General features: G+C 33.5%; 21 protein-coding genes. 10 read left to right on the forward strand and 11 right to left on the reverse strand.

Going from position 1 to position 19,361, the window contains the following annotated elements:
• Positions 1-14 precede the first annotated feature (14 nt).
• The gene (locus ABZP37_RS07085; RefSeq protein ID WP_366186822.1) at positions 15-950 is read left to right on the forward strand and encodes a type IX secretion system membrane protein PorP/SprF; all 936 of its coding nucleotides are present in this window, start codon (positions 15-17) and stop codon (positions 948-950) included.
• A gap of 60 nt (positions 951-1,010) precedes the next feature.
• Positions 1,011-3,104, forward strand: coding sequence for an OmpA family protein (locus ABZP37_RS07090; protein WP_366186824.1), 2,094 nt, complete (start codon positions 1,011-1,013; stop codon positions 3,102-3,104).
• Positions 3,105-3,168: 64 nt separating this feature from the next.
• Here the strand turns inward: ABZP37_RS07090 and rpe are convergent, their stop codons facing one another.
• Positions 3,169-3,831 carry a ribulose-phosphate 3-epimerase gene (rpe, locus tag ABZP37_RS07095; protein ID WP_366186826.1) on the reverse strand — a complete coding sequence of 221 codons (663 nt, stop codon included), beginning with the start codon at positions 3,829-3,831 and terminating at the stop codon, positions 3,169-3,171.
• Positions 3,832-3,917: 86 nt separating this feature from the next.
• Complete coding sequence (locus tag ABZP37_RS07100; RefSeq protein WP_101137626.1) at positions 3,918-4,781, reverse strand: sigma-70 family RNA polymerase sigma factor; 864 nt, start codon at positions 4,779-4,781, stop codon at positions 3,918-3,920.
• A gap of 332 nt (positions 4,782-5,113) precedes the next feature.
• On the opposite strand from ABZP37_RS07100, the gene ABZP37_RS07105 reads away from it, so the two are divergent.
• Positions 5,114-5,419, forward strand: coding sequence for a hypothetical protein (locus ABZP37_RS07105; protein WP_366186828.1), 306 nt, complete (start codon positions 5,114-5,116; stop codon positions 5,417-5,419).
• Between the two features lie 217 nt (positions 5,420-5,636).
• Here the strand turns inward: ABZP37_RS07105 and ABZP37_RS07110 are convergent, their stop codons facing one another.
• The 5 genes from ABZP37_RS07110 to ABZP37_RS07130 form a co-directional block, all read right to left on the reverse strand.
• Positions 5,637-6,290 carry a hypothetical protein gene (locus ABZP37_RS07110; protein ID WP_366186830.1) on the reverse strand — a complete coding sequence of 218 codons (654 nt, stop codon included), beginning with the start codon at positions 6,288-6,290 and terminating at the stop codon, positions 5,637-5,639.
• An 83-nt stretch (positions 6,291-6,373) separates the two neighbouring features.
• Positions 6,374-8,206, reverse strand: a complete 1,833-nt coding sequence (locus tag ABZP37_RS07115; protein WP_366186831.1) for a hypothetical protein — start codon at positions 8,204-8,206, stop codon at positions 6,374-6,376.
• 104 nt (positions 8,207-8,310) lie between these two features.
• Positions 8,311-8,637 (reverse strand): hypothetical protein, encoded by a 327-nt coding sequence (locus tag ABZP37_RS07120; RefSeq protein WP_366186832.1) that lies wholly within the window; start codon positions 8,635-8,637, stop codon positions 8,311-8,313.
• Between the two features lie 3 nt (positions 8,638-8,640).
• Entirely contained in the window at positions 8,641-9,060 is a 420-nt protein-coding gene (locus ABZP37_RS07125) for a hypothetical protein (protein ID WP_366186833.1), read from the reverse strand.
• Between the two features lie 2 nt (positions 9,061-9,062).
• Positions 9,063-9,983 (reverse strand): hypothetical protein, encoded by a 921-nt coding sequence (locus ABZP37_RS07130; protein WP_366186834.1) that lies wholly within the window; start codon positions 9,981-9,983, stop codon positions 9,063-9,065.
• Between the two features lie 210 nt (positions 9,984-10,193).
• Here ABZP37_RS07130 and ABZP37_RS07135 point away from each other — a divergent pair, with 210 nt between their 5' ends.
• The 5 genes from ABZP37_RS07135 (at position 10,194) to ABZP37_RS07155 (ending at position 13,770) form a co-directional block, all read left to right on the forward strand.
• Positions 10,194-11,213 (forward strand): OmpA family protein, encoded by a 1,020-nt coding sequence (locus ABZP37_RS07135; RefSeq protein WP_366186836.1) that lies wholly within the window; start codon positions 10,194-10,196, stop codon positions 11,211-11,213.
• Between the two features lie 79 nt (positions 11,214-11,292).
• Positions 11,293-11,856, forward strand: coding sequence for a sigma-70 family RNA polymerase sigma factor (locus ABZP37_RS07140; RefSeq protein WP_366186838.1), 564 nt, complete (start codon positions 11,293-11,295; stop codon positions 11,854-11,856).
• 1 nt (position 11,857) lies between these two features.
• Positions 11,858-12,061 carry a hypothetical protein gene (locus ABZP37_RS07145; RefSeq protein ID WP_366186839.1) on the forward strand — a complete coding sequence of 68 codons (204 nt, stop codon included), beginning with the start codon at positions 11,858-11,860 and terminating at the stop codon, positions 12,059-12,061.
• 3 nt (positions 12,062-12,064) lie between these two features.
• Positions 12,065-12,892: a hypothetical protein gene (locus ABZP37_RS07150; RefSeq protein WP_366186841.1), complete on the forward strand. Its 828-nt coding sequence runs from the start codon at positions 12,065-12,067 to the stop codon at positions 12,890-12,892.
• Between the two features lie 47 nt (positions 12,893-12,939).
• A complete protein-coding gene (locus ABZP37_RS07155; RefSeq protein ID WP_366186843.1) occupies positions 12,940-13,770 on the forward strand; it encodes a DUF2807 domain-containing protein in 831 nt (276 codons plus the stop codon).
• 339 nt (positions 13,771-14,109) lie between these two features.
• On the opposite strand, the gene ABZP37_RS07160 is transcribed toward ABZP37_RS07155, so the two are convergent.
• From ABZP37_RS07160 to ABZP37_RS07175, 4 genes are all read right to left on the reverse strand, one after another.
• The gene (locus ABZP37_RS07160; RefSeq protein WP_366186845.1) at positions 14,110-16,251 is read right to left on the reverse strand and encodes a polyribonucleotide nucleotidyltransferase; all 2,142 of its coding nucleotides are present in this window, start codon (positions 16,249-16,251) and stop codon (positions 14,110-14,112) included.
• A gap of 182 nt (positions 16,252-16,433) precedes the next feature.
• Positions 16,434-16,700, reverse strand: coding sequence for a 30S ribosomal protein S15 (gene rpsO, locus ABZP37_RS07165; protein ID WP_366186847.1), 267 nt, complete (start codon positions 16,698-16,700; stop codon positions 16,434-16,436).
• Between the two features lie 109 nt (positions 16,701-16,809).
• Entirely contained in the window at positions 16,810-17,760 is a 951-nt protein-coding gene (locus ABZP37_RS07170; protein ID WP_366186849.1) for an energy transducer TonB, read from the reverse strand.
• A gap of 34 nt (positions 17,761-17,794) precedes the next feature.
• Entirely contained in the window at positions 17,795-18,250 is a 456-nt protein-coding gene (locus ABZP37_RS07175; RefSeq protein ID WP_366187490.1) for a GAF domain-containing protein, read from the reverse strand.
• 73 nt (positions 18,251-18,323) lie between these two features.
• Between ABZP37_RS07175 and xrtF the strand changes: the two genes are divergently transcribed.
• Positions 18,324-18,875 (forward strand): exosortase family protein XrtF, encoded by a 552-nt coding sequence (gene xrtF / locus ABZP37_RS07180; RefSeq protein WP_366186851.1) that lies wholly within the window; start codon positions 18,324-18,326, stop codon positions 18,873-18,875.
• Positions 18,850-19,293 carry an exosortase F system-associated protein gene (locus tag ABZP37_RS07185; protein WP_366186853.1) on the forward strand — a complete coding sequence of 148 codons (444 nt, stop codon included), beginning with the start codon at positions 18,850-18,852 and terminating at the stop codon, positions 19,291-19,293. The genes xrtF and ABZP37_RS07185 overlap by 26 nt, the downstream gene beginning before the upstream one ends.
• Positions 19,294-19,361 lie beyond the last annotated feature (68 nt).

Consider the following 19,361-nt stretch of genomic DNA (forward strand, 5'->3'; position numbering starts at 1 on the left):
TTAAATATTTTCAAATGAAAAAAACAATATTACTTGTAAGTTTTTTATTTTTTATAATAAATACCAAAGCGCAACAAGACCCTCAGTATACTCATTATATGTATAATATGAATGTGGTAAACCCTGCTTATGCCACAGGAAGTCAATCCTTATTGAATTTAGGAATGCTATACCGTTCTCAATGGAATGATATCGAAGGAGCTCCTAAAACCATGACCGTTTTTGGGCACATGCCTGTAAATAAGAAAGTAGAGTTGGGTTTCTCTTTAATTTCTGACAATATAGGTTCGGGTGCCAAAAAAGAAGATAATTTTTATGCTGATTTTGCGTATGTGTTGGATTTGAATAGCACACATAAATTGTCCTTTGGTGTAAAGGCGGGAGTTACTACTCTCAAAACAAATTTTGATGGATTTATGTTTGATAGTGGTGATGCTTCTACAGATCCAGCTTTTGCACAAAATAATAATATTATAAAACCCAATGTTGGTGTAGGTGCCTATTATTTTACAGATACCTATTATGTAGGATTGTCTGTTCCTAATTTATTAGCCTCAAAACATCTTGATAAAAATGAAGGTATTAAGGCTTTTGGTTCAGAAAATGCCCATACTTTTTTAACAGCAGGTTATGTTTTTACACTATCGGATTTGTGGAAATTGAAACCCGCTTTTATGACCAAATATGTTAAAGGTGCGCCTGTTACTTTAGATTTGTCTGCAAATGTTTTGTACAATAGTCAATTTGAGTTAGGTGCGGCATATCGTGTTGGTGATGCTGTGAGCGCATTGATGGGTCTGAAAGTTTTACCAAGCGTGAAAGTAGGCTATTCTTATGATTACACTTTATCTAATCTTGGCCAGTATAATTCAGGAACACATGAAGTATTTGTGTTGTTTGATTTGGACTTACTGAAGAAAGGATTTGATAAATCACCACGATTTTTCTAAGATATAAAGAAACAAAAAGGGAATAATTAGTATGACCGCTGATAAATAAATTTCGCATTTATGAAAAAAATAATATTGTTACTAATTGTGTTTTCAGTACAATTAATTAATGCACAAGGACAAGATTCTGATAGAGCCAAACGCTTTTTTGAAAGAACCTATTATAGTGAAGCTATACCGTTGTATGAAAGTATAATTAAACAAAATAATTCATTGGAGGTATTGAGGAACCTTGCCGATTGCTATTATTATACCAATGATTACACCAATGCTCAAAGTCATTATCGAATGTTGCTTTCGCAATTTGGCAAGGAGGTAGGAGAAGAATATTATTTTAGATATGCTCAAACTTTAAAAGCTTCTGGGAATTATGATGAAGCTAATAAAATAATGAGCTATTATTGGAACAGTCAAAATGATAAAGCTGCTCTTTCTAGTTTAGAAAAAGGAATTAAGCAGCTCGAAAATATCTCCGCTATTGGTAATCGTTACGAAATTAAAAATTTAGCCATAAATACTGATAAATCCGAATTTGGAGCAGTATTACTGGGGCAGAATTTGATTTATTCAGGAGTTCAGAAATCGAATTTATTTGATAAAAAATACAAATGGAATAATGAGGGGTATCTTGACTTAATGACGATTTCATTGAGTAATGCGAATAAAAAGGATTCAATTGCCAAATCCTTTTCGAAAGAAATTAATACGTCTTTACATGAGTCTAATGCTGTTTTTACCAAAGATGAGAAAACGGTTTATTTTACCCGAAATAATTATAAAGACGGTAAACGTGGAAAAAACAAAGATAAAGTTTCAAATCTTCAGATTTTTAGAGCTGAATTGGTAGGTGGAATATGGACAAATGTTAAGTCGCTTCCATTCAATGGTGACGATTATTCGGTTGAACATCCTGCGTTGAGCCCTGATGAGAAAACCTTGTATTTCGCATCTGATATGCCTGGAACATTGGGCTCGTTTGATATATTTAGTGTGCAAATTCTTGGAGCAGATTACGATACTCCAAAAAATTTAGGGAGTGAAATTAATACCAGTAGAAAAGAACAATTTCCTTTTGTGTCTAATGATAATAAATTGTACTACTCTTCGAATGGACTTCCTGGATATGGTTCATTAGATGTTTTTGTTTCGCAAATAAGCAAAAGTGGATTTTCAAGTCCTGTAAATGCTGGACTTCCTGTAAATTCAGGATATGATGATTTTTGTTTTAATATTGATTCAAATACACAACAAGGATATTTTTCTTCGAATAGAAAAAACGGAAAAGGAAGCGATGATATCTATGAGTTGAAAGAAATGAAGCCGTTAATTGTAGAGGATTGTACTCAATATATAGCGGGTATAATTTCAGATTTCGATACCAAATTACCGTTGAGTCAAGCAGTCGCTATTTTGCAAAATGCGGATAAAGTGGAATTAGAAAAAGTTATAACTACTGAAGATGGAGCATTTCGTTTTACTGTTCCTTGTGAAGCTTCTTATGTTGTTTTGGCTTCAAAAGAGGGTTTTACTTCGAATTATCGAACTTTGAAATTAAACAAAGAACGAAAAAAAGAAAATGATGCTTCCATGACTTTAAGATCTTTAGAGACTATTAAAAAAGAAGATCAAGCTATTATCGCCGAAAAACAAGCGCAAGCGAAAGCTCGTCTTGAAAGACAAAAAAGAGATAAAGAAGTAGCCGAAAAAAGAGCCGTTCAAGAAGCAGAAGTTAAGAAAAAAGAAAAAGTAGCCACTATTATCGCTACAGAAAAAGATATAGTAAAAGAGAAAGACCGATTGGTTATTAAAACAGATCCTATTTATTTTGATTACGATTTGTGGTACATTCGAAAAGAATCAAAACCAATCTTAAATCGTGTGGTAGAATTGATGAAAAAATACCCTGAAATGGTAGTGGAAATCGGTTCGCACACTGATAATAGGGGAAATGATAAATACAATTTTAATTTATCTACCAATAGAGCGAATTCGACTAGAGACTATTTTTTACAACAAGGAATTGACAAGAGTAAAATAGTTGCCAAAGGCTATGGGGAAACGGTTCAAATTATAAAGTGTGAGCCTGAAGCATCCTGCTTAGAGGAACAACATGAATTGAATAGACGTAGCGAATTTGTAATTAAGAATTTGTAGGTATAAGCATTAAATAGAAAGCTCCCAAAATTGGGAGCTTCTTTGTTATTAAGATGTTTTTAAATTAAAAACAAGTCAATTTCTTCAAATTAGCAACTGTAGCAATTGGGTCTGCTGCACCAAAAACGTAGCTACCAGCAACCAATACATCTGCACCAGCTTCGACTAATTGTTTTGCATTTTTATTGGTTACTCCGCCGTCTATTTCGATAATAGTCGAAGCGCCTTTTCTATTAATTAATGCTTTTAGTTTCTGAACTTTAGCATAAGTGTTTTCGATAAAAGATTGTCCTCCAAAACCAGGGTTCACACTCATGATACAAACTAAGTCGATATCATTGATGACATCTTCTAGTAAATCAACGCTTGTATGAGGATTCAAAGCAACTCCAGCTTTCATTCCTTCGGCTTTGATGGCTTGTAGGGTTCTGTGCAAGTGCGTACAAGCTTCAAGGTGAACAGTAAGTACGTCAGCTCCTAGTTTTTTGAAAGTAGAGATGTATCTGTCTGGGTCGACAATCATTAAATGTACGTCGATTGTTTTTGTAGCATGCCTTTTGATAGCATCTAAAACTGGCATTCCAAAAGAGATATTCGGAACAAAAACACCATCCATGATGTCAATATGAAACCAATCAGCTTCACTAGTATTAATCATTTTGATGTCACGTTCTAGGTTAGCAAAATCAGCAGCCAATACTGAAGGAGCAATAAGTGTGTTTTTCATTATAGTTGTTTATGGTGATATTTTTGCAAAGTTACAAAAAAAAACTCCAGTGAATCACTGGAGTTTTAAGGTCGTTAATGCGAGGATTAACCTAAATATGTTTTCAAGATTTTACTTCTAGAAGTATGTTTCAATCTGCGAATTGCTTTCTCTTTAATTTGTCGTACACGTTCACGTGTTAAGTCAAAAGTTTCTCCAATTTCTTCTAGAGTCATTGGGTGTTGGTCACCAAGGCCAAAATACAAACGGACCACATCAGCCTCACGAGGAGTTAATGTTTCTAATGAACGCTCGATTTCAGTACGTAACGATTCGTGGATTAACTCTCTATCAGGGTTAGGAGACTCACCAGAACGTAAAACGTCATAAAGGTTAGAATCTTCACCTTCAACAAGGGGTGCATCCATTGATAAGTGACGACCAGAGTTTTTCATAGACTCTTTTACATCATTTACCGTCATATCTAGTTCTTTTGCAATTTCCTCAGCAGATGGCGGTCTTTCATTAGATTGCTCCAATAAAGCGTACATTTTGTTGATTTTATTGATAGAACCAATTTTGTTCAATGGCAAACGAACGATACGAGATTGTTCTGCCAATGCTTGTAGGATCGATTGACGAATCCACCATACAGCATACGAGATGAATTTAAAACCACGCGTTTCATCAAAACGTTGAGCAGCTTTAATCAAACCTAAGTTTCCTTCGTTAATTAAATCGGGAAGTGTTAAACCTTGGTTTTGATACTGTTTTGCAACCGAAACCACGAAACGTAAGTTAGCTTTAGTTAATTTTTCAAGAGCTTGTTGGTCTCCTGCTTTAATCTTTTGTGCCAATTCTACTTCTTCGTCAGCAGTAATAAGATCAACTTTACCTATTTCTTGTAAATACTTGTCTAATGATGCGGTTTCACGATTGGTAACCTGTTTGGTAATTTTTAGTTGTCTCATGTGTTTATCTCCTCAAATTTAAATGTGTACAAATAGTTATACGTATGGAACGTATAAAAAGTTACAATTGAGATGAATAATTTTAAAGTTAATTTGTATTGTAATATGTAAATATCTAATTTTTAGGATTTTAATATATTTAATTGTAAATTTAAAGAGACATATTTGTATGAGATTTAAAATTATGACATAGCAGTAAGTCTAAATAAAATTAAAAATTTAAAAAATGATCAGATGATAATTTGGCTTTTAGATTGTTTTTAATTTATAATGAAACAGCTTACTTTTCTGTTATAATTAGGTATAAACAATATAACTTAAAATAATTTATTATGGAACAATCTAAAATTGATGCAATCGAAAGTAACTTTCATAAATTAGAAGATATTAAAAATTCATGTGAGAGTTTAATTCAAAAAATAGGTCATTTACAAGTTGATTTATTCAATCATCCAAATGCTAAATTGGAGAAGTTTTTAGGGAAAATAAATGGAGCACTTAGTGGTTCTCATGGTGAAATTGTAGAAGTGACTTCTGAATATGAAACAGAAATTTACATGCCTGCCAAAGGAATGGAGACCTTTAATTCAGCACAAGATGAACTCGAAGAAAATGAAAATGCTGAGTCTAACAAATAAAAACACTAATTAGTCTACTACAGGCTAATTAGAATGCAAGAAACCCGTTTCAAAATCTTTGAAACGGGTTTTTTATAGCTATAAATTTTGGGCATTCCCTACGGGCCGGGCTGTACGCACTCGCTTTATTGTTCCGCTACGCTCCACAATAAGAGCTCAAACAATTGCTCCCATCCCTAATGCAGTTTCCGTTCAACGATGGAGAATTGTTTTTTAATTACGCTTCCTCAATCACTTCTCCTTCAAATTCACCTGAGATTAAATCATTTCGCTCCAACCAATATTCAGATGTGATAATTTCGTAATTTTCATTGTCTTCCGTGTTTAGTTCCCAAACAATTCCGTCAGCATCAGGAAAGGGAGCTTCAGTAGTCATCGGTCCGTCAAAAAGACGTTTGATAAGGTTTCCATCCGAAAGTCCGTTGTTTAGAATTTTCAAGAACTGTTCTTTGGTCAATACTTCTTTTTCTTCAGATGTTATTTTGCATTTCAAGATCACCGCTTTAGCATTGGGGAATTTTCCGTTATATGCTTGATGTAACAGTTGGTTACAATGAAACAAAGGAGCATGTAGCTTGATTACTGGGTATTCTTCACAAACTTTATCCAATAACATGTCATTTGAAATTTGGTCTATTTGTCCTTCGGTTAAGTCTTCAGACATTTTATAAGTTAACATGATGACTGCAGCCTCATTGGGTTCATAATCGCTAATGGCCATAAATAGAAGTTCGCGTAATTCAGCAATAATTTTACTTTGAGCATCTGGAAATCCATATAATGCAAGAAGGTTAACGTAGTCCTCAATTGACCAATAGGTGTTTAGGTCTTCAATCGTTTGAATGTTGTTTATAGTAACTTGGTATTTCATTTTATTTGTTTTTTTATGATTAAAAAATGGAGTATGATTGATTATCATACTCCATTTTGTCCTTTTGAATATAGGATTTGTTGTTATTTTTTAATTACTGCTGGCTTGGTTTTTTCTAACAAAGTTTTTTCTAAGACTTCAACTCTTTTTTTAAGTTTTTCATTTTCAAGAGCATTGTTATAGTTGGTTTTATTAGTCTCCATAACTTTGTCAATCAAACTCTCTAATTCTGCGGGTGACATTTTAATATACTCAGCAGGCTGTGGTTGTACAGGTGCGGCTTTTTCTATCGCAGCAGGAGCTATAGGTATGACCACTGTTGTAGTTGTACTGTCTTTAACCATTTTGACTACAGGAACTGGTACGGTGTTTTCTTTTGTAGCTGTTTTAACAGCTTCTTGATTTGTAGTAATCGTTTTTAATTGGTGTGTTTCCTTGTTTTGCGTCACCTTTTTTTCAATTTGTGCTACTTCTTCTAGTGCATTTTGAGCTGTTTTCTTTTGTTCTAAAATAACCACAGCTTTGTCAATATCATTATTGGCTTTCGCTTCTTCTAGGTCTGTTTCTAGTCCTTTAAGTTTGTTTATGTATTCTTGTTTTAAAACTGATATTTTCTCAGAGTTGTCTGCATTGTTTTTCGCAATTTTTTCATCAATGTATACTTGTGTTTCTTTCTCTTTGATATCCAATTGTTGGTTTAACTGTGCGTTGTAAACATCATTAGGATTTGCTTTCTTACCACCAAAACTTAATTTGATTCCAGCATTATACATGATGTGTGTTTGTAAATTATCTGGGTTAGTTAGGTTTGTAACATCAGTAGCAGAGGTTATCATCCCTCTGGCGCCACCAGTAATCAAAATGTTTTTGCTCAACGGAATATTCAATCCCAAACCTGCTGATGCAAACTCTTCGCTATCTACAGCCGTGTTTGTTTTTCCTAAATAACTGTTTTGAGAATTTAAATAACCACCACCCAAAATTAAGTAAGGAGTCACTCCGTTACCATCATTTAATCGAGCTCTAAATTCTAAACCATACATAGATAAACGGTCAAAAGAGGTCGAAATTTGTTCGTTCTCAGTAGCTTGTAAATAGTAGGCGCGAATTCCAGTATATTGATTGAAGTCAAAACCAGCATAAACTCCCATTAAGTAAGTATCTTTGAAAAGTGATTTGTCATCAAATTTAATGAAATTGACACTAGGCTCAATAATCCATTGAATTCCTTTAAAACCGTTATTAAACTTACTGTAATAGGCTTTGTCTAATTCGCTCATTGTGCCTGGTTTTCTTCCTCCCAAATAAAATTGTAAAGAAGCCTGAGCAGACCAATTGGTTAAAGATTCCGTTTTGAAATCACTGTTGGTTACGCCAAAGTCAGTTTTGTTTTGTGCTGTAATCAAATTTTCACCAGCATTAAAGTTGTATCTGTTGTACTTTCCTTCTAGAGTAAAAACAATACGATCACTCAGTTTGGTTTTGAATCCAAGACCTGCGCTAACATATATTTGGTCAAAATCTTCACCGTTTTTTATTTCGATGTTTTGAACTCCAGAACCCAATGTTAAATAAGGAATAAAACGTCCTCTACCCAGATTGGTTTTGAATTCGCCTCCCCAACGAGTCAAATTAATGTCTTGTGTTTGAAACATAGCATCGTTATAACCCGCAATTCCAAAATCAGAAAAGCTAGTTTTTAACCCTAAAGATTGTAGATAAACCGCACGAATTTCTACATATTCTCCAAAACCAAAACCAATTTTACCCCCTACAGAGGTTGCGTTTTCAAGTCCAGATTGTTTGTCGAAAAAAGTATAGTCTACAAAAGGCGAAGCAGTAAAGCTAATGTCCTTGACTTGTGAAAATCCTAATGTAGAAAGCATTACGATGAGTAAGAGTATTGTTTTTTTCATGTGTTGATAATTATAAATTATTAAATCGGAGCATGTAATTTGCATAGTTGAACTTGGTTGTTGCGACCAATTTACGATCATGCTCATTTCATGGTAAATTTGTTTTAGTTGATTTCTTCTATAGCCACAATTGGAGGCTCTGTAGTCGAAGTGTTCCGTTTTAGTGTTGCAATTTCGAGGTCTTTTTTATGAATTATTATTTCGTTTTTTAGATTCTCAATATGTGCTTCATTTTTAATTTGTTTGTTTTTGTCAGTTAGAAAAAATAACAAACAAAATAGCAGTCCAATCACCATCTCTATTACTAGAGGGAAAGTGGTGAAAATCCCAAATCCCAAATCGAGGTCTGCGCTGGTATGAAAGAGCTCAAAATTAAGGGTATATAAAAAAGCTGCTATAATTAAGTACCCCAGTAAATAGATATTTCTCATGGTTTAATTATTTAGTTTTTTTAATTTCTTTTCTATCGAAATAAGGTTTTTCAAATTCCCTCTGTATTCCTCAATCAATGTTGATACTTCGCTAGTGTTCAAGAAAGGTTTGTGTAAGGTGTCTGTTTTGATATAGTGAGTCAATGATTTCTCACCAAACTCAAAGATAACTGCTTTTTGCCTTTCTAGGATGCTTTTTTCTTCTTTTTGTAGCGAAACTTTGTCAGTATACAAATGGATACGTTGGTTGGCCTCTTCGGCAAGTTCTGCGCTTGCTACATAAGCTTTAGCACTAGAGTCTTTTATTTTTTCGGTCACCACAGCGGTTCCTTCGATTACATTTTCGGTTACATTATCAATGAAATTTTTGATTGAATCGAATGTTGAAGTTGATTTTTTATCTGAAGTTTTTTTATTTGCCATGATTATTTATTTTTATTTTGTTGTTGTTTTTTTCTTTTTCCAATGATGTAAAATACGGCAAACAGTAAGATAACGATTCCTACGGCAATAATTGCATAATACAATCTATTTTGAGTCTTGTCTACTTCAGCTTGATTTTGCGCATTGAGGTCGTGTTGTTCCGTTTTGATCTCAATACTGTCGCTTAATGAAGCTACAGATGAATTGATGTTGTTTATATTAGTAGTAAGACTTGATATTTTTGAATCAATTATGCTAATTTGTTCTGCAATTTTAGACTCTTCTTCTTTTGCAAATTCTCCAAAAATTTCTTGGGCATTATAATCTTCTCTAATTTTTTTACTCAAAAATTCACGTTGATCAATAATAGAAATCACTTGTTCTTCTACATCCGAAATATTTCTATTCAAAGCTTTTACTTTACGTTTTTGTTCGTTGATTTTACCATTGATAGTTCCAAGTAAGCTGTCAGTTTTTGCAAATTCTTTTGGTGCTGCTCCTTTGTCATATAGCGCTTTATGCTGTGCATCATAGACTACTTTTTCTTGATTTAGTAAATCAATCTTTTTAGTGGCCAATTCCATTTCTTTCTTTTGTAGTGCAACTTGTTCTTCTATATTCTCTTTTTGACCTTTAAGTTCATTTAGTTTTAAATTCACACCCTGAATTCCTTTGTCAATTTTAGAATCGTTCATTCTTGCCATTGATTCTTTAGTACTTTTCAACACATTTAATAAGGAATCTTTTTTTCTAGAAAGCGCAATGATTTGTAGCTTTATTTCTTCTTGCTCTTCCAGCGTCTTATTTAGTTGTGAATTGGTCTGAACAATTTCTTTTTGGATTATGGGGTTGTCCGTGTCTTGTTTTTTAGCACAAGAGTTTAATAAAAGTAAGGATAATGCGAGTAAAGTTATTTTTTTCATAGCGTGAATATTTAAACGATTTATAATTAAGACACATAAAAAACGGATAGGTCACATTTATTTTCAAAATAAAAAAAGTGACTTTTTTGTCAATTGAGTGTCTTAATTATAAGTTGTTCACAAAAAGGGACTGCTAAAGGAAATAAAATTCAGTATAATTGAAGTCTTGGATTTTATTTTGATTAAATTCAACAAATAATATAGTATCGTATGAAAACAAAAATAACCTTTATCCTTTTACTTGCTACTACAGTGTTTTTTGGACAAAACCAACAAACAGGCGAGATAGCCATTTCCAAAACACATTTGATTTCGATTTTGCAAAAATTTAAAACTCAAAATCCTATAGCAGTTGATAAACCAGTAGTCGTAACAGCAGTTGTACTGGCCAATAAAACTATAGGAAATGATAGTGTAATGCGTAGAGTGCGTGCTTTAGAAAACGAGTTAGTGGTTTTACGTGCTAAAATTGATTCGGCAGCAAAGCAAACTGTTGTTCATGATACAGTAGTTGTGACTTCGCCGAAAACAATAGTAGTGAGAGATACAGTCTATAGTACTGTTGCAAATGCAAGTAATACTCAAAAAGCTCCTCTTGTCAATGATGAAAATAAAAATTACGAGCAACAATTAAATGCTTTAAATACGAAGTATGATGCTTTATTGCGTAATCAAGAAAAGTTATTGGCATTGCAAAAATTAAATATGATTGCGGTCCCCGCTGGGGTTGCTGTAGTTTCGAATAAAGAGACTAAACCAGTTGAAAAGCCAATAACTGTGGCTGCTGTAAAACCGATTTCTAGTTTGGTTGTTGTAACAGATTCAACAACGATTCAAACTGCTGACACTACTATTAAGCCAGCGCCTACACCTGTTACAGCCAAAGAGGTCCTAGAAGCAAAATACGCGAAAACTCAAGCTCAGGTGTTTTTTGATAATAATTCTTTCAAAATGGGAAGTACTGATGCCTTGCGACTAGAACAGTTAGTGAAAGATTTGAAAGAAAATGATAGTTTGTCGGTGTTTCTGGAAGGCTATACTAGTAAATCAGGTAATGCCGATTATAATAATAAATTGTCTTTATTGCGTAATAATGCTGTGAAGCAATTTTTATTAGAAAAGGGGATTTCAGCAAAAAGGATATCTTCTCAGCATCATGGTGTGGATACCAACAGTACAAATGAAGCTGCAGCCCGTAGAGTGGATGTGAGCTTTGATGTTAAAGATTAATCTAAGGGCTTAATTTATTTTCAATTTATAGTGACCTTTTAATTATTGTTGTGTCTAAACTTCATAAAGTATATATAAAGTGGAAAAATACGATAGTGTGACTGATGAAGAATTAGCCTCAAAAATTGGCAAAACGAATGATACAGTTTTGTTTGGTGTTTTATATGATCGATATGAGCATTTGGTTTATAATAAATGCTACGGATTTGTTCGCTCGGTAGATGAAGCCAAAGATCTTACACAAGATGTTTTTTTGCATGTATTTGTAAAGGTTTCTTCTTTCAATGGGAGATCTAAATTTTCAACATGGTTGTATTCTGTTACTTATAATTTTTGTGTCAATTATTTAAGTCGTGATAAAGAGCGTCAAATTTCGACTCATTCTAATCAAATAGAAGAACAATATAATTTAGCCATTGAAATTAATGATTTTAGTTTGTATCAGATGCAAGTCCATAAACTAGAAAAAGCGTTGCTATTAATACCTCCTGAAGACCGCATGATTCTGCAAATGAAATACCAAGACGATGTTCCGATAAAAGAGCTTCAAGAAGTATTAGGATTATCAGAAAGTGCCGTCAAAATGAGGCTCTCTCGTGCAAAAGTTAAGATAGCTGAAGTGTATAATAATTTAGATATATAATATGGAGAATGAGAACCCTTTTAAAAAAATAGGACTTCCACCGCAAGAAGTACCTAAGGAGTTAAAGCAAAAGGTAATGGACGATGTCAATACAGTTAAGTTTATCATGGAAGTTACCAGTTTGTTTTCGTCAAACTATGCTGAAACGATAGAGAGTATGTTTAAGACCAAAAATAATAATAACAATAATGATACAAATAAATAGAATATGGAAGTTATAGACCAATTAAGATCAGATACATTAAACACGGTTAATACACTTTTCTTTAAAATAGGCGAAGGTATAATTAGTTTTATATATGCTCTACTTGTTTTAGTAATAGGTTGGGCAATTTCAAAAGGAGTGATTTTTATTCTTCGTAAGGCGCTTGCAGTTTCTAGTATTGATAAGTTAGGAGGTAAAATCAATGAATCTGATTTGTTTGGCAATTCAGATTATAAAATTAATATATCCGAAATAATCTTAGGGTTCGTACGCTGGATCTTGATTTTGGTATTTATGATTATCGCTGCGGATGTTATGCAGTGGACTATTATCTCTGTCGAAATAAGTAATTTACTGCGTTATTTACCACGATTATTCAGCGCATTAGCACTTTTTATGATAGGAATTTACATTGCGAATTTTGTTAGAAAAGCTATATACGGTTTGTTTACTTCCTTGAATATGAGTGGAGCAAAAGTAATTAGCAGTATAGCATTTTATGGAATTGCAATTTTAGTAACCATCACAGCACTCAATCAAGCAGGGGTAGATACTACAATTGTTACTAATAATGTTACGATCATTCTAGGAGCTTTTTTATTGACCTTTGCGTTGGCCTTTGGCTTAGGTTCCAAAGATGTTATTACCAACTTATTATTAACTTTTTATGCTAGAAAAAATTATACCATTGGCGAAAAAATTAAAACAGAAGGATATGAAGGTGAGATTGTCGCAATAGACAATATAAGTATGACTTTAAAGACAGCAACAGGAAAAGTAATTATTCCTATACTCGATATCGTAGAAAATACGGTTGAAGTAAAAGAATAGTTTTAAAAGAGAATGTGATTTTTGCTAACCATTAAAAAATAAACAACATGAAAAATAAACTACTAGCTCTTTTTTTACTACTATTTTTCATCTCATTAGAAGCACAAAAAAAGACAAAGATAAAAGGAGATAAAATTGTTCTAGAAAAAACACAAACTCTAAGCGGGTTTGATGCCATCGAGATTTATGATAATCTTGAGGTAACTTTTACAGCGGGAAATTTGAGTAATAATTATTTACTAAAAGCCGACTCTAATTTACATGATGTAGTGAAATTTGATGTTACGGATAGTATACTAAAAATAAGAACTACAGCAAAAATTGTTTCAAAAAAGCAACTTGAAATTGTTTTGAATGTAACCACCATTCATGCTATAAAGCTCTATAATGATGCTAAAATTAAACAATTAGGTTCACTGGTTGTAGCCGAAGATTTTGATATTTTGGGTAAAGACGATTCAAAAATGAAATTGAATATCAGCGCTAAAAACATCAATTTCAGTCTTAGCAACAAAGCAGATGCCGAAGTAGATTTGCAAGCCGAGACTATAAAAATGATTTTAAGCGACAAAGGTGATGCAAAGGTGATCCTAAAAACAACTGCTCTAGACTTGCAGATGTATAAAGATGCTGATCTTACCGCAAGCGGTGATGCCGAAGACTTAAAATTAAGTATGGTGGGTAAGCCTGTTCTGAAAGCCGAAAAATTAATGACTCGAACGGCAGATGTTAAGCAGCAAGATGGTTCGGAAGCAACGCTAAGCTGCTCAAAAGAAATCGGTGTCTTCCTCGAAGGGAAATCAAAACTCTACCTGTACAATACTCCAAACGTAACTATGAACGGAATTCATGGAAAATCGGAGTTGTTGAAGAGATAAGCCTTACTATGATAAATAAATAGTTAAATCCCGTTTCGTATTGAAACGGGATTTTTTGTTTTCGGGTTGTCTTGATAATGCTTTAGTTTACCAATTCGCCGCATGAGGGATTACTTCACTTGGCTTTTATTTTTATTAGGAGTTCAGCGAACTACGCTTGAAGCTAGCTACCGAAGTAGCGCGTATAGCCCGACGGCAGCAAATATAAGGGGGTTTATAGTAAGTGATATATATGAGCCCTTATCTTTGCTGGCGGCATGCCCAAATAAAACAAAAATCCCGTTTCAAATGAATGAAACGGGATTTTTTATAAATAAACCTTTAGTAAACTAAGATTGATTACTCTGGTCTTGCCTCGCGTGGAGGTCTAGCGATAAGTGCTTTTCTTGACACTTTTTCTTTTCTAGTTTTTGGATCCATACCTAAGTATTTCACTTCAAAAACGTCACCCATGTTCACTACATCAGAAACGTTTTCTGTGCGTTCCCAAGCTAACTCAGATACGTGTAATAAAACTTCGTTTCCTGGAGCTGATGTATATTCTACAACTGCACCAAAATCTAGCATTTTGATTACTTTCACTTCGTAAGACTCGTTCATTTGTGGTTTGAAAGTGATTGACTTGATTTTAGCCAATACTGCTTCGATTCCAGCAGGGTCTGTTCCTAGAATTTCAATAACTCCTTCTTCAGTAGCAGGATCTTCATTGATAACAATTGTAGTTCCAGTAGATTTTTGTAATTCTTGAATCACTTTTCCACCAGGTCCGATCAAGGCTCCAATGAATGCATTAGGAATTCTTCTTGTAATGATTTTTGGAGCGTAAGTTTTAACACCTTCTTTTGGAGTAGCCAAAGTTTCGATTAGTTTTCCAAGGATATGCAAACGACCGTCACGAGCTTGCGCCAATGCTGCTTCCATAATCTCGTATTTCAAACCGTCAATTTTGATGTCCATTTGACAAGCTGTGATACCTACAGATGTTCCAGTTACTTTAAAGTCCATGTCTCCTAAGTGATCTTCGTCACCCAAAATATCAGACAATACTGCGTAACGATCCCCGTCAGTAATTAATCCCATAGCGATTCCAGAAACTGGACGAATCATTTGAATACCAGCATCCATCAAAGATAGAGTTCCAGCACAAACAGTTGCCATAGAAGAAGAACCATTCGATTCTAATACTTCAGAAACCACACGAATTGTATAAGGACAATCGCTAGGAATCATATTTTTTAACGCTCTTTGCGCTAAGTTTCCGTGACCAACTTCTCTTCTTGAAGTTCCTCTCAAAGGACGAGCTTCACCAGTAGAAAAAGGAGGGAAGTTATAGTGCAAGTAGAATTTTTCTTCACCTTGTTGAGATGGAGAGTCAATTTGGTTTGCTTCTCTAGAAGTCCCTAAAGTTGCTGTTGCCAAGGCTTGAGTTTCTCCACGTGTAAACAATGCAGATCCGTGTACAGATGGTAAGTAATCTACTTCACACCAGATTGGTCTGATTTCTGTAGTTTTTCTTCCGTCCAAACGTGTTCCTAAATCTAGGGTTACGTTACGAACTGCTTCTTTGTTTGTTTTCTTGAAGTATTTAGAAACTAATTCTCCATCTACAGCCAATTCTTCTTCTGTAAACAAAGCTTTAACTTCTTCTTTCACTTCGTCAAATGCAGCTGTACGTTCTTGTTTAGAAGAACCTTTGCTTGCAATAGCGTATATTTTATCGTAAGATGCTGCTTTTACTTTAGCGTATATAGCTTCATCTTCTCTTTCTCCTTCGTAGGTACGAACTTCTTTTTTACCAAAAGCAGCTTGTAAACGTAGTTGAGCAGAAATTTGATTTTTGATATGTCCGTGAGCAAATTTAATTGCTTCTACCATTTCAGCTTCTGAGATTTCTTTCATTTCACCTTCTACCATTGCGATAGAGTCCATAGAAGCTCCAATCATCATATCGATGTCAGATAAGTCTAATTGTGCACGGCTTGGGTTGATGATGAATTGTCCGTCGATACGACCAACTCTAGCTTCAGAGATTAATGTTTCGAAAGGAATGTCAGATAGTGCTAATGCTGCTGACGCTGCTAAACCTGCTAATGCATCCGGCATTACATCTTCGTCATAAGACATTAACTGAATCATAACTTGTACTTCTGCATGGTAGTCGGATGGGAAAAGTGGACGTAAAACACGGTCAACAAGACGCATTGTTAATACTTCACTATCACTTGGTCTAGCTTCTCTCTTGAAGAAACCACCTGGAAAACGTCCAGCTGCAGCAAATTTTTCGCGGTAATCTACCGTTAATGGTAAAAAGTCGATACCAGGACTTGCTTTTCTTGAAGATACTACTGTTCCTAAAATTACAGTTTTTCCTATTCTAATTACTACAGATCCGTCAGCTTGTTTAGCCAAACGACCTGTTTCGATTGTGATGTTTCTTCCATCACCTAAATCGATGTTTTCTACAAATAATTGTGGAATCATAAATTTTTGTTTTTTTTGGTTATTAAAAAAATGGATAACTAGTTGTGTTGTAGTTGCTGCGCGTAGTTAATGCGTAAAATCCAATGAAAAACCAAAACTTTTTTTATTCAATGTAATTTCCTAAAATACATTAGGACTATAAAAACAAAAAGAGGTACTTACGCACCTCTTTTTTATATTGATTATTTTCTGATACCCAATACTTTGATAATCTCACGATATCTGTTGATTTCTTTCTTTTTCAAGTAATCTAGTAAAGATCTTCTTTTACCTACTAGTAATACTAATGAACGCTCTGTGTTATAATCGTGACGATTTTTTTTCAAGTGCTCAGTTAAATGTGCAATTCTGAAAGTGAATAAAGCGATTTGCGCTTCAGCTTTTCCAGTGTTTGATTTTTCTCCGTGTTGTGCGAAGATTTCTTCTTTTACTTCTTTAGTTAAATACATTCCAATATTATTTAATGATTATTATGTATGTCTATACAGTTATTGTACGACGGGTGCAAAAGTAATAAATAATTATGAGTTATGAGTTATGAGTTATAAGTTTTTTTTGCTATTTGAAATTGCTTTTTCGCTCTAAAAATTGATCGTATGGACTCGCTAGTGGATCTGTACTTTTATTTTGAGGCTCGGCAATAGTAATTGGTATGCTGTACAAAACATTTACTGGCTGTCCTCTTCTTTTTCCAGGTATCCATCTTTCATAGCTAGAAAGTACTTTGATTAGTTCTTCGTCTAATCCTTCTCCAAGTCCTCTTAGTATTTTTATTTTGATTACTTGCCCTTCTTTATCAATCACAAAAGTCGCATAGATTTTTCCTGTTTTTGCTCTTAATTTTGCTCTATTTGTTATAATGAAGTTATTCGATATATAGGAGTAAAAATCTTCTATGCCTTTTTTTGGTGTCGGTTTCTCTTCCATGTTCGCATATTTAGATTCGTTTCCTTTATTATCGGTAAATATGCCGGATATTAGAGTTCCCTTTTTGAATTTTTCTGTATGGGAGATGCTTTTTTTACTGTCGTTTTCATGCCAAAAGCCGTCCTTTAAGCCGTTAACAAATTTTCCTTGAATACTAATACTATCATTGTCAATCAGAAAGTCTCCATTTCCGTTAGTGATTGTTTGAATGTTTTCAGTATTCCAGAACTGTTCTATTTTGCTGATCTTAATTCGTGGGCCAGTAGAATTTGTTTCACCTTCTAGTTTTTTATCTCCATTATCGTAATATTCTGTGACCTTACTGGTGGTTGAGTAATCTTTGTGTTTTATTGTTTTAAATGTTATCTCTCGAACTAATTTTCCGGTTTTATTATAGTCAGATCGAACATATTCATCTTTAGTGATGTACTGATCTTTAATTACGGTACAAGAGTCAAAAACAGTTAAAGATTGTTTTTGGGGCTTGCCATCTTTATAAAAAGTAACTTTGTTATTGCCTAAACGTATTTGAGTGTGAGCAAATGTCGACAAAAGGAGCATGATAGGTAATATTAGCTTCATAGTTTACTATTAGAGAAAACAAAAATATCAAATTCTAAAACAAGTGTGATATTTCTTTACAAACATATTCAATAAATTGTTCATCTTCTATTGTAAACGCATTGATAGTGTGGCTATCGATATCTATTTGGCCAATATTAATCCCTTCAGCAAAAATAGGAACTACGATTTCAGACTTTACAGTAATACTACAGGCAATATAATTATCCTGAGCACTTACATCTGGCACCACAAAATTAGCATTCGAAACCGCCACTTGTCCGCAAATTCCTTTACCAAACGGAATTACAGTATGATCGGTTTCAGCTCCTACATACGCTCCTAAATGCAAGGTTTGTGTTTGGTGATTGGCGAAATAAAATCCAACCCAATTGTAATGCACTATATTTGTGTTTAATAATTGGCAGATAGCTAATAGCTTCTCGTCTTTGCTTGAAACGGAATTTGTTAGTATTTCTCGGGTTTTTGATTTTAGCTCTTGAAAACTCATCATTTTAATTTAGTTTTACACAAAAGTAATCACACTTGTCTTAAATGGATTGATTACTATTTAAAATTTTAATTTGAAAAAATATTTTATTCAATACAAACCATTTTTACTTTTTTTGTCGAAGTTTTTTTTGACCTATTTGCTATTGACTTTCTTGTATCAAGGATATTTAAATAGTTTTGGTTTTAATAAAATGGATTCAATTACCAATTTAGTGGGGCAAAATACGAAACAACTCCTGGGTGTGTTTAATGTAGATTTTGAATTTAAAGAAAATAAAACCGAGTCGTATTTGATGTTATTCTACAATCAAAAATACGTTGCCCGAATCATAGAAGGTTGTAATGCCATTAGTATAATCATTTTGTTTGTGGCTTTTATAGTGTCCTTTTCTGGGAAACTCAAAACAACTATTTTGTATATAATCGGTGGTTCTGTCGCAATCTATATTTTAAATATTGTCAGGATTGCCGTGCTATGTGTCTTGTTGTATTCTTTTCCAGAACACGAAACCATTTTACACCGCATCCTTTTTCCTTTATTTATTTATGGATTCATGTTTTTATTATGGGTAATATGGGTTAATAAATTTTCTTTATATGCTAAAAAAGATATTCGATCATAAACTTAGGTTTTTTATAGGTGGAATTTTAGTGTTCTTATTGGTTTTAATTCGGGCTTTTGAGCGCGTACTTTTTTACGATCCCTTTCTTCAATATTTTGAATTAAATTTTAACGAATTGCCTTTGCCTGACTATAATTCCTTTCAGTTGTTTATAGGGTTGTTGTTTCGTTATGTTCTCAATGCTGTAATTTCATTGGCACTGATTTATGTAATTTTCAAAGATAAAGGCATGGTGAAGTTTGCTTCTGTTTTATATGTTTTTTGTTTTGTTTTCTTGATTGTTGGTTTTTTTGGAGCGATCCAATTGTATGGGAATCACAATAATTTTATACTGTTTTACATCCGCAGATTTCTAATTCAGCCCCTATTTGTGATGCTGTTTATTCCCGCTTTTTACTACCAACGTCTTTCTAAGTAATTTTTTCCATAAAAAAATCTGCTACTAATTAAATACGCCTTATTAAGAGGGTTTTTTAAATAGTAGCA

The sequence above is a fragment of the Flavobacterium ovatum genome (genome assembly GCF_040703125.1).
GTDB lineage: Bacteria > Bacteroidota > Bacteroidia > Flavobacteriales > Flavobacteriaceae > Flavobacterium > Flavobacterium ovatum.

What these genes read in the sequence shown, in the direction of transcription:
- ABZP37_RS07185 (WP_366186853.1), top strand. Translation starts at nt 18,850, where the DNA reads ATGCTAAAAAAGATATTCGATCATAAACTTAGGTTTTTTATAGGTGGA.
- ABZP37_RS07160 (WP_366186845.1), bottom strand. Translation starts at nt 16,251, where the DNA reads ATGATTCCACAATTATTTGTAGAAAACATCGATTTAGGTGATGGAAGA.
- ABZP37_RS07170 (WP_366186849.1), bottom strand. Translation starts at nt 17,760, where the DNA reads ATGAAGCTAATATTACCTATCATGCTCCTTTTGTCGACATTTGCTCAC.
- ABZP37_RS07175 (WP_366187490.1), bottom strand. Translation starts at nt 18,250, where the DNA reads ATGAGTTTTCAAGAGCTAAAATCAAAAACCCGAGAAATACTAACAAAT.
- ABZP37_RS07090 (WP_366186824.1), top strand. Translation starts at nt 1,011, where the DNA reads ATGAAAAAAATAATATTGTTACTAATTGTGTTTTCAGTACAATTAATT.
- ABZP37_RS07085 (WP_366186822.1), top strand. Translation starts at nt 15, where the DNA reads ATGAAAAAAACAATATTACTTGTAAGTTTTTTATTTTTTATAATAAAT.
- ABZP37_RS07125 (WP_366186833.1), bottom strand. Translation starts at nt 9,060, where the DNA reads ATGGCAAATAAAAAAACTTCAGATAAAAAATCAACTTCAACATTCGAT.
- rpe (WP_366186826.1), bottom strand. Translation starts at nt 3,831, where the DNA reads ATGAAAAACACACTTATTGCTCCTTCAGTATTGGCTGCTGATTTTGCT.
- ABZP37_RS07150 (WP_366186841.1), top strand. Translation starts at nt 12,065, where the DNA reads ATGGAAGTTATAGACCAATTAAGATCAGATACATTAAACACGGTTAAT.
- ABZP37_RS07115 (WP_366186831.1), bottom strand. Translation starts at nt 8,206, where the DNA reads ATGAAAAAAACAATACTCTTACTCATCGTAATGCTTTCTACATTAGGA.
- ABZP37_RS07155 (WP_366186843.1), top strand. Translation starts at nt 12,940, where the DNA reads ATGAAAAATAAACTACTAGCTCTTTTTTTACTACTATTTTTCATCTCA.
- ABZP37_RS07105 (WP_366186828.1), top strand. Translation starts at nt 5,114, where the DNA reads ATGGAACAATCTAAAATTGATGCAATCGAAAGTAACTTTCATAAATTA.
- ABZP37_RS07130 (WP_366186834.1), bottom strand. Translation starts at nt 9,983, where the DNA reads ATGAAAAAAATAACTTTACTCGCATTATCCTTACTTTTATTAAACTCT.
- ABZP37_RS07145 (WP_366186839.1), top strand. Translation starts at nt 11,858, where the DNA reads ATGGAGAATGAGAACCCTTTTAAAAAAATAGGACTTCCACCGCAAGAA.
- ABZP37_RS07110 (WP_366186830.1), bottom strand. Translation starts at nt 6,290, where the DNA reads ATGAAATACCAAGTTACTATAAACAACATTCAAACGATTGAAGACCTA.
- ABZP37_RS07120 (WP_366186832.1), bottom strand. Translation starts at nt 8,637, where the DNA reads ATGAGAAATATCTATTTACTGGGGTACTTAATTATAGCAGCTTTTTTA.
- ABZP37_RS07100 (WP_101137626.1), bottom strand. Translation starts at nt 4,781, where the DNA reads ATGAGACAACTAAAAATTACCAAACAGGTTACCAATCGTGAAACCGCA.
- ABZP37_RS07135 (WP_366186836.1), top strand. Translation starts at nt 10,194, where the DNA reads ATGAAAACAAAAATAACCTTTATCCTTTTACTTGCTACTACAGTGTTT.
- rpsO (WP_366186847.1), bottom strand. Translation starts at nt 16,700, where the DNA reads ATGTATTTAACTAAAGAAGTAAAAGAAGAAATCTTCGCACAACACGGA.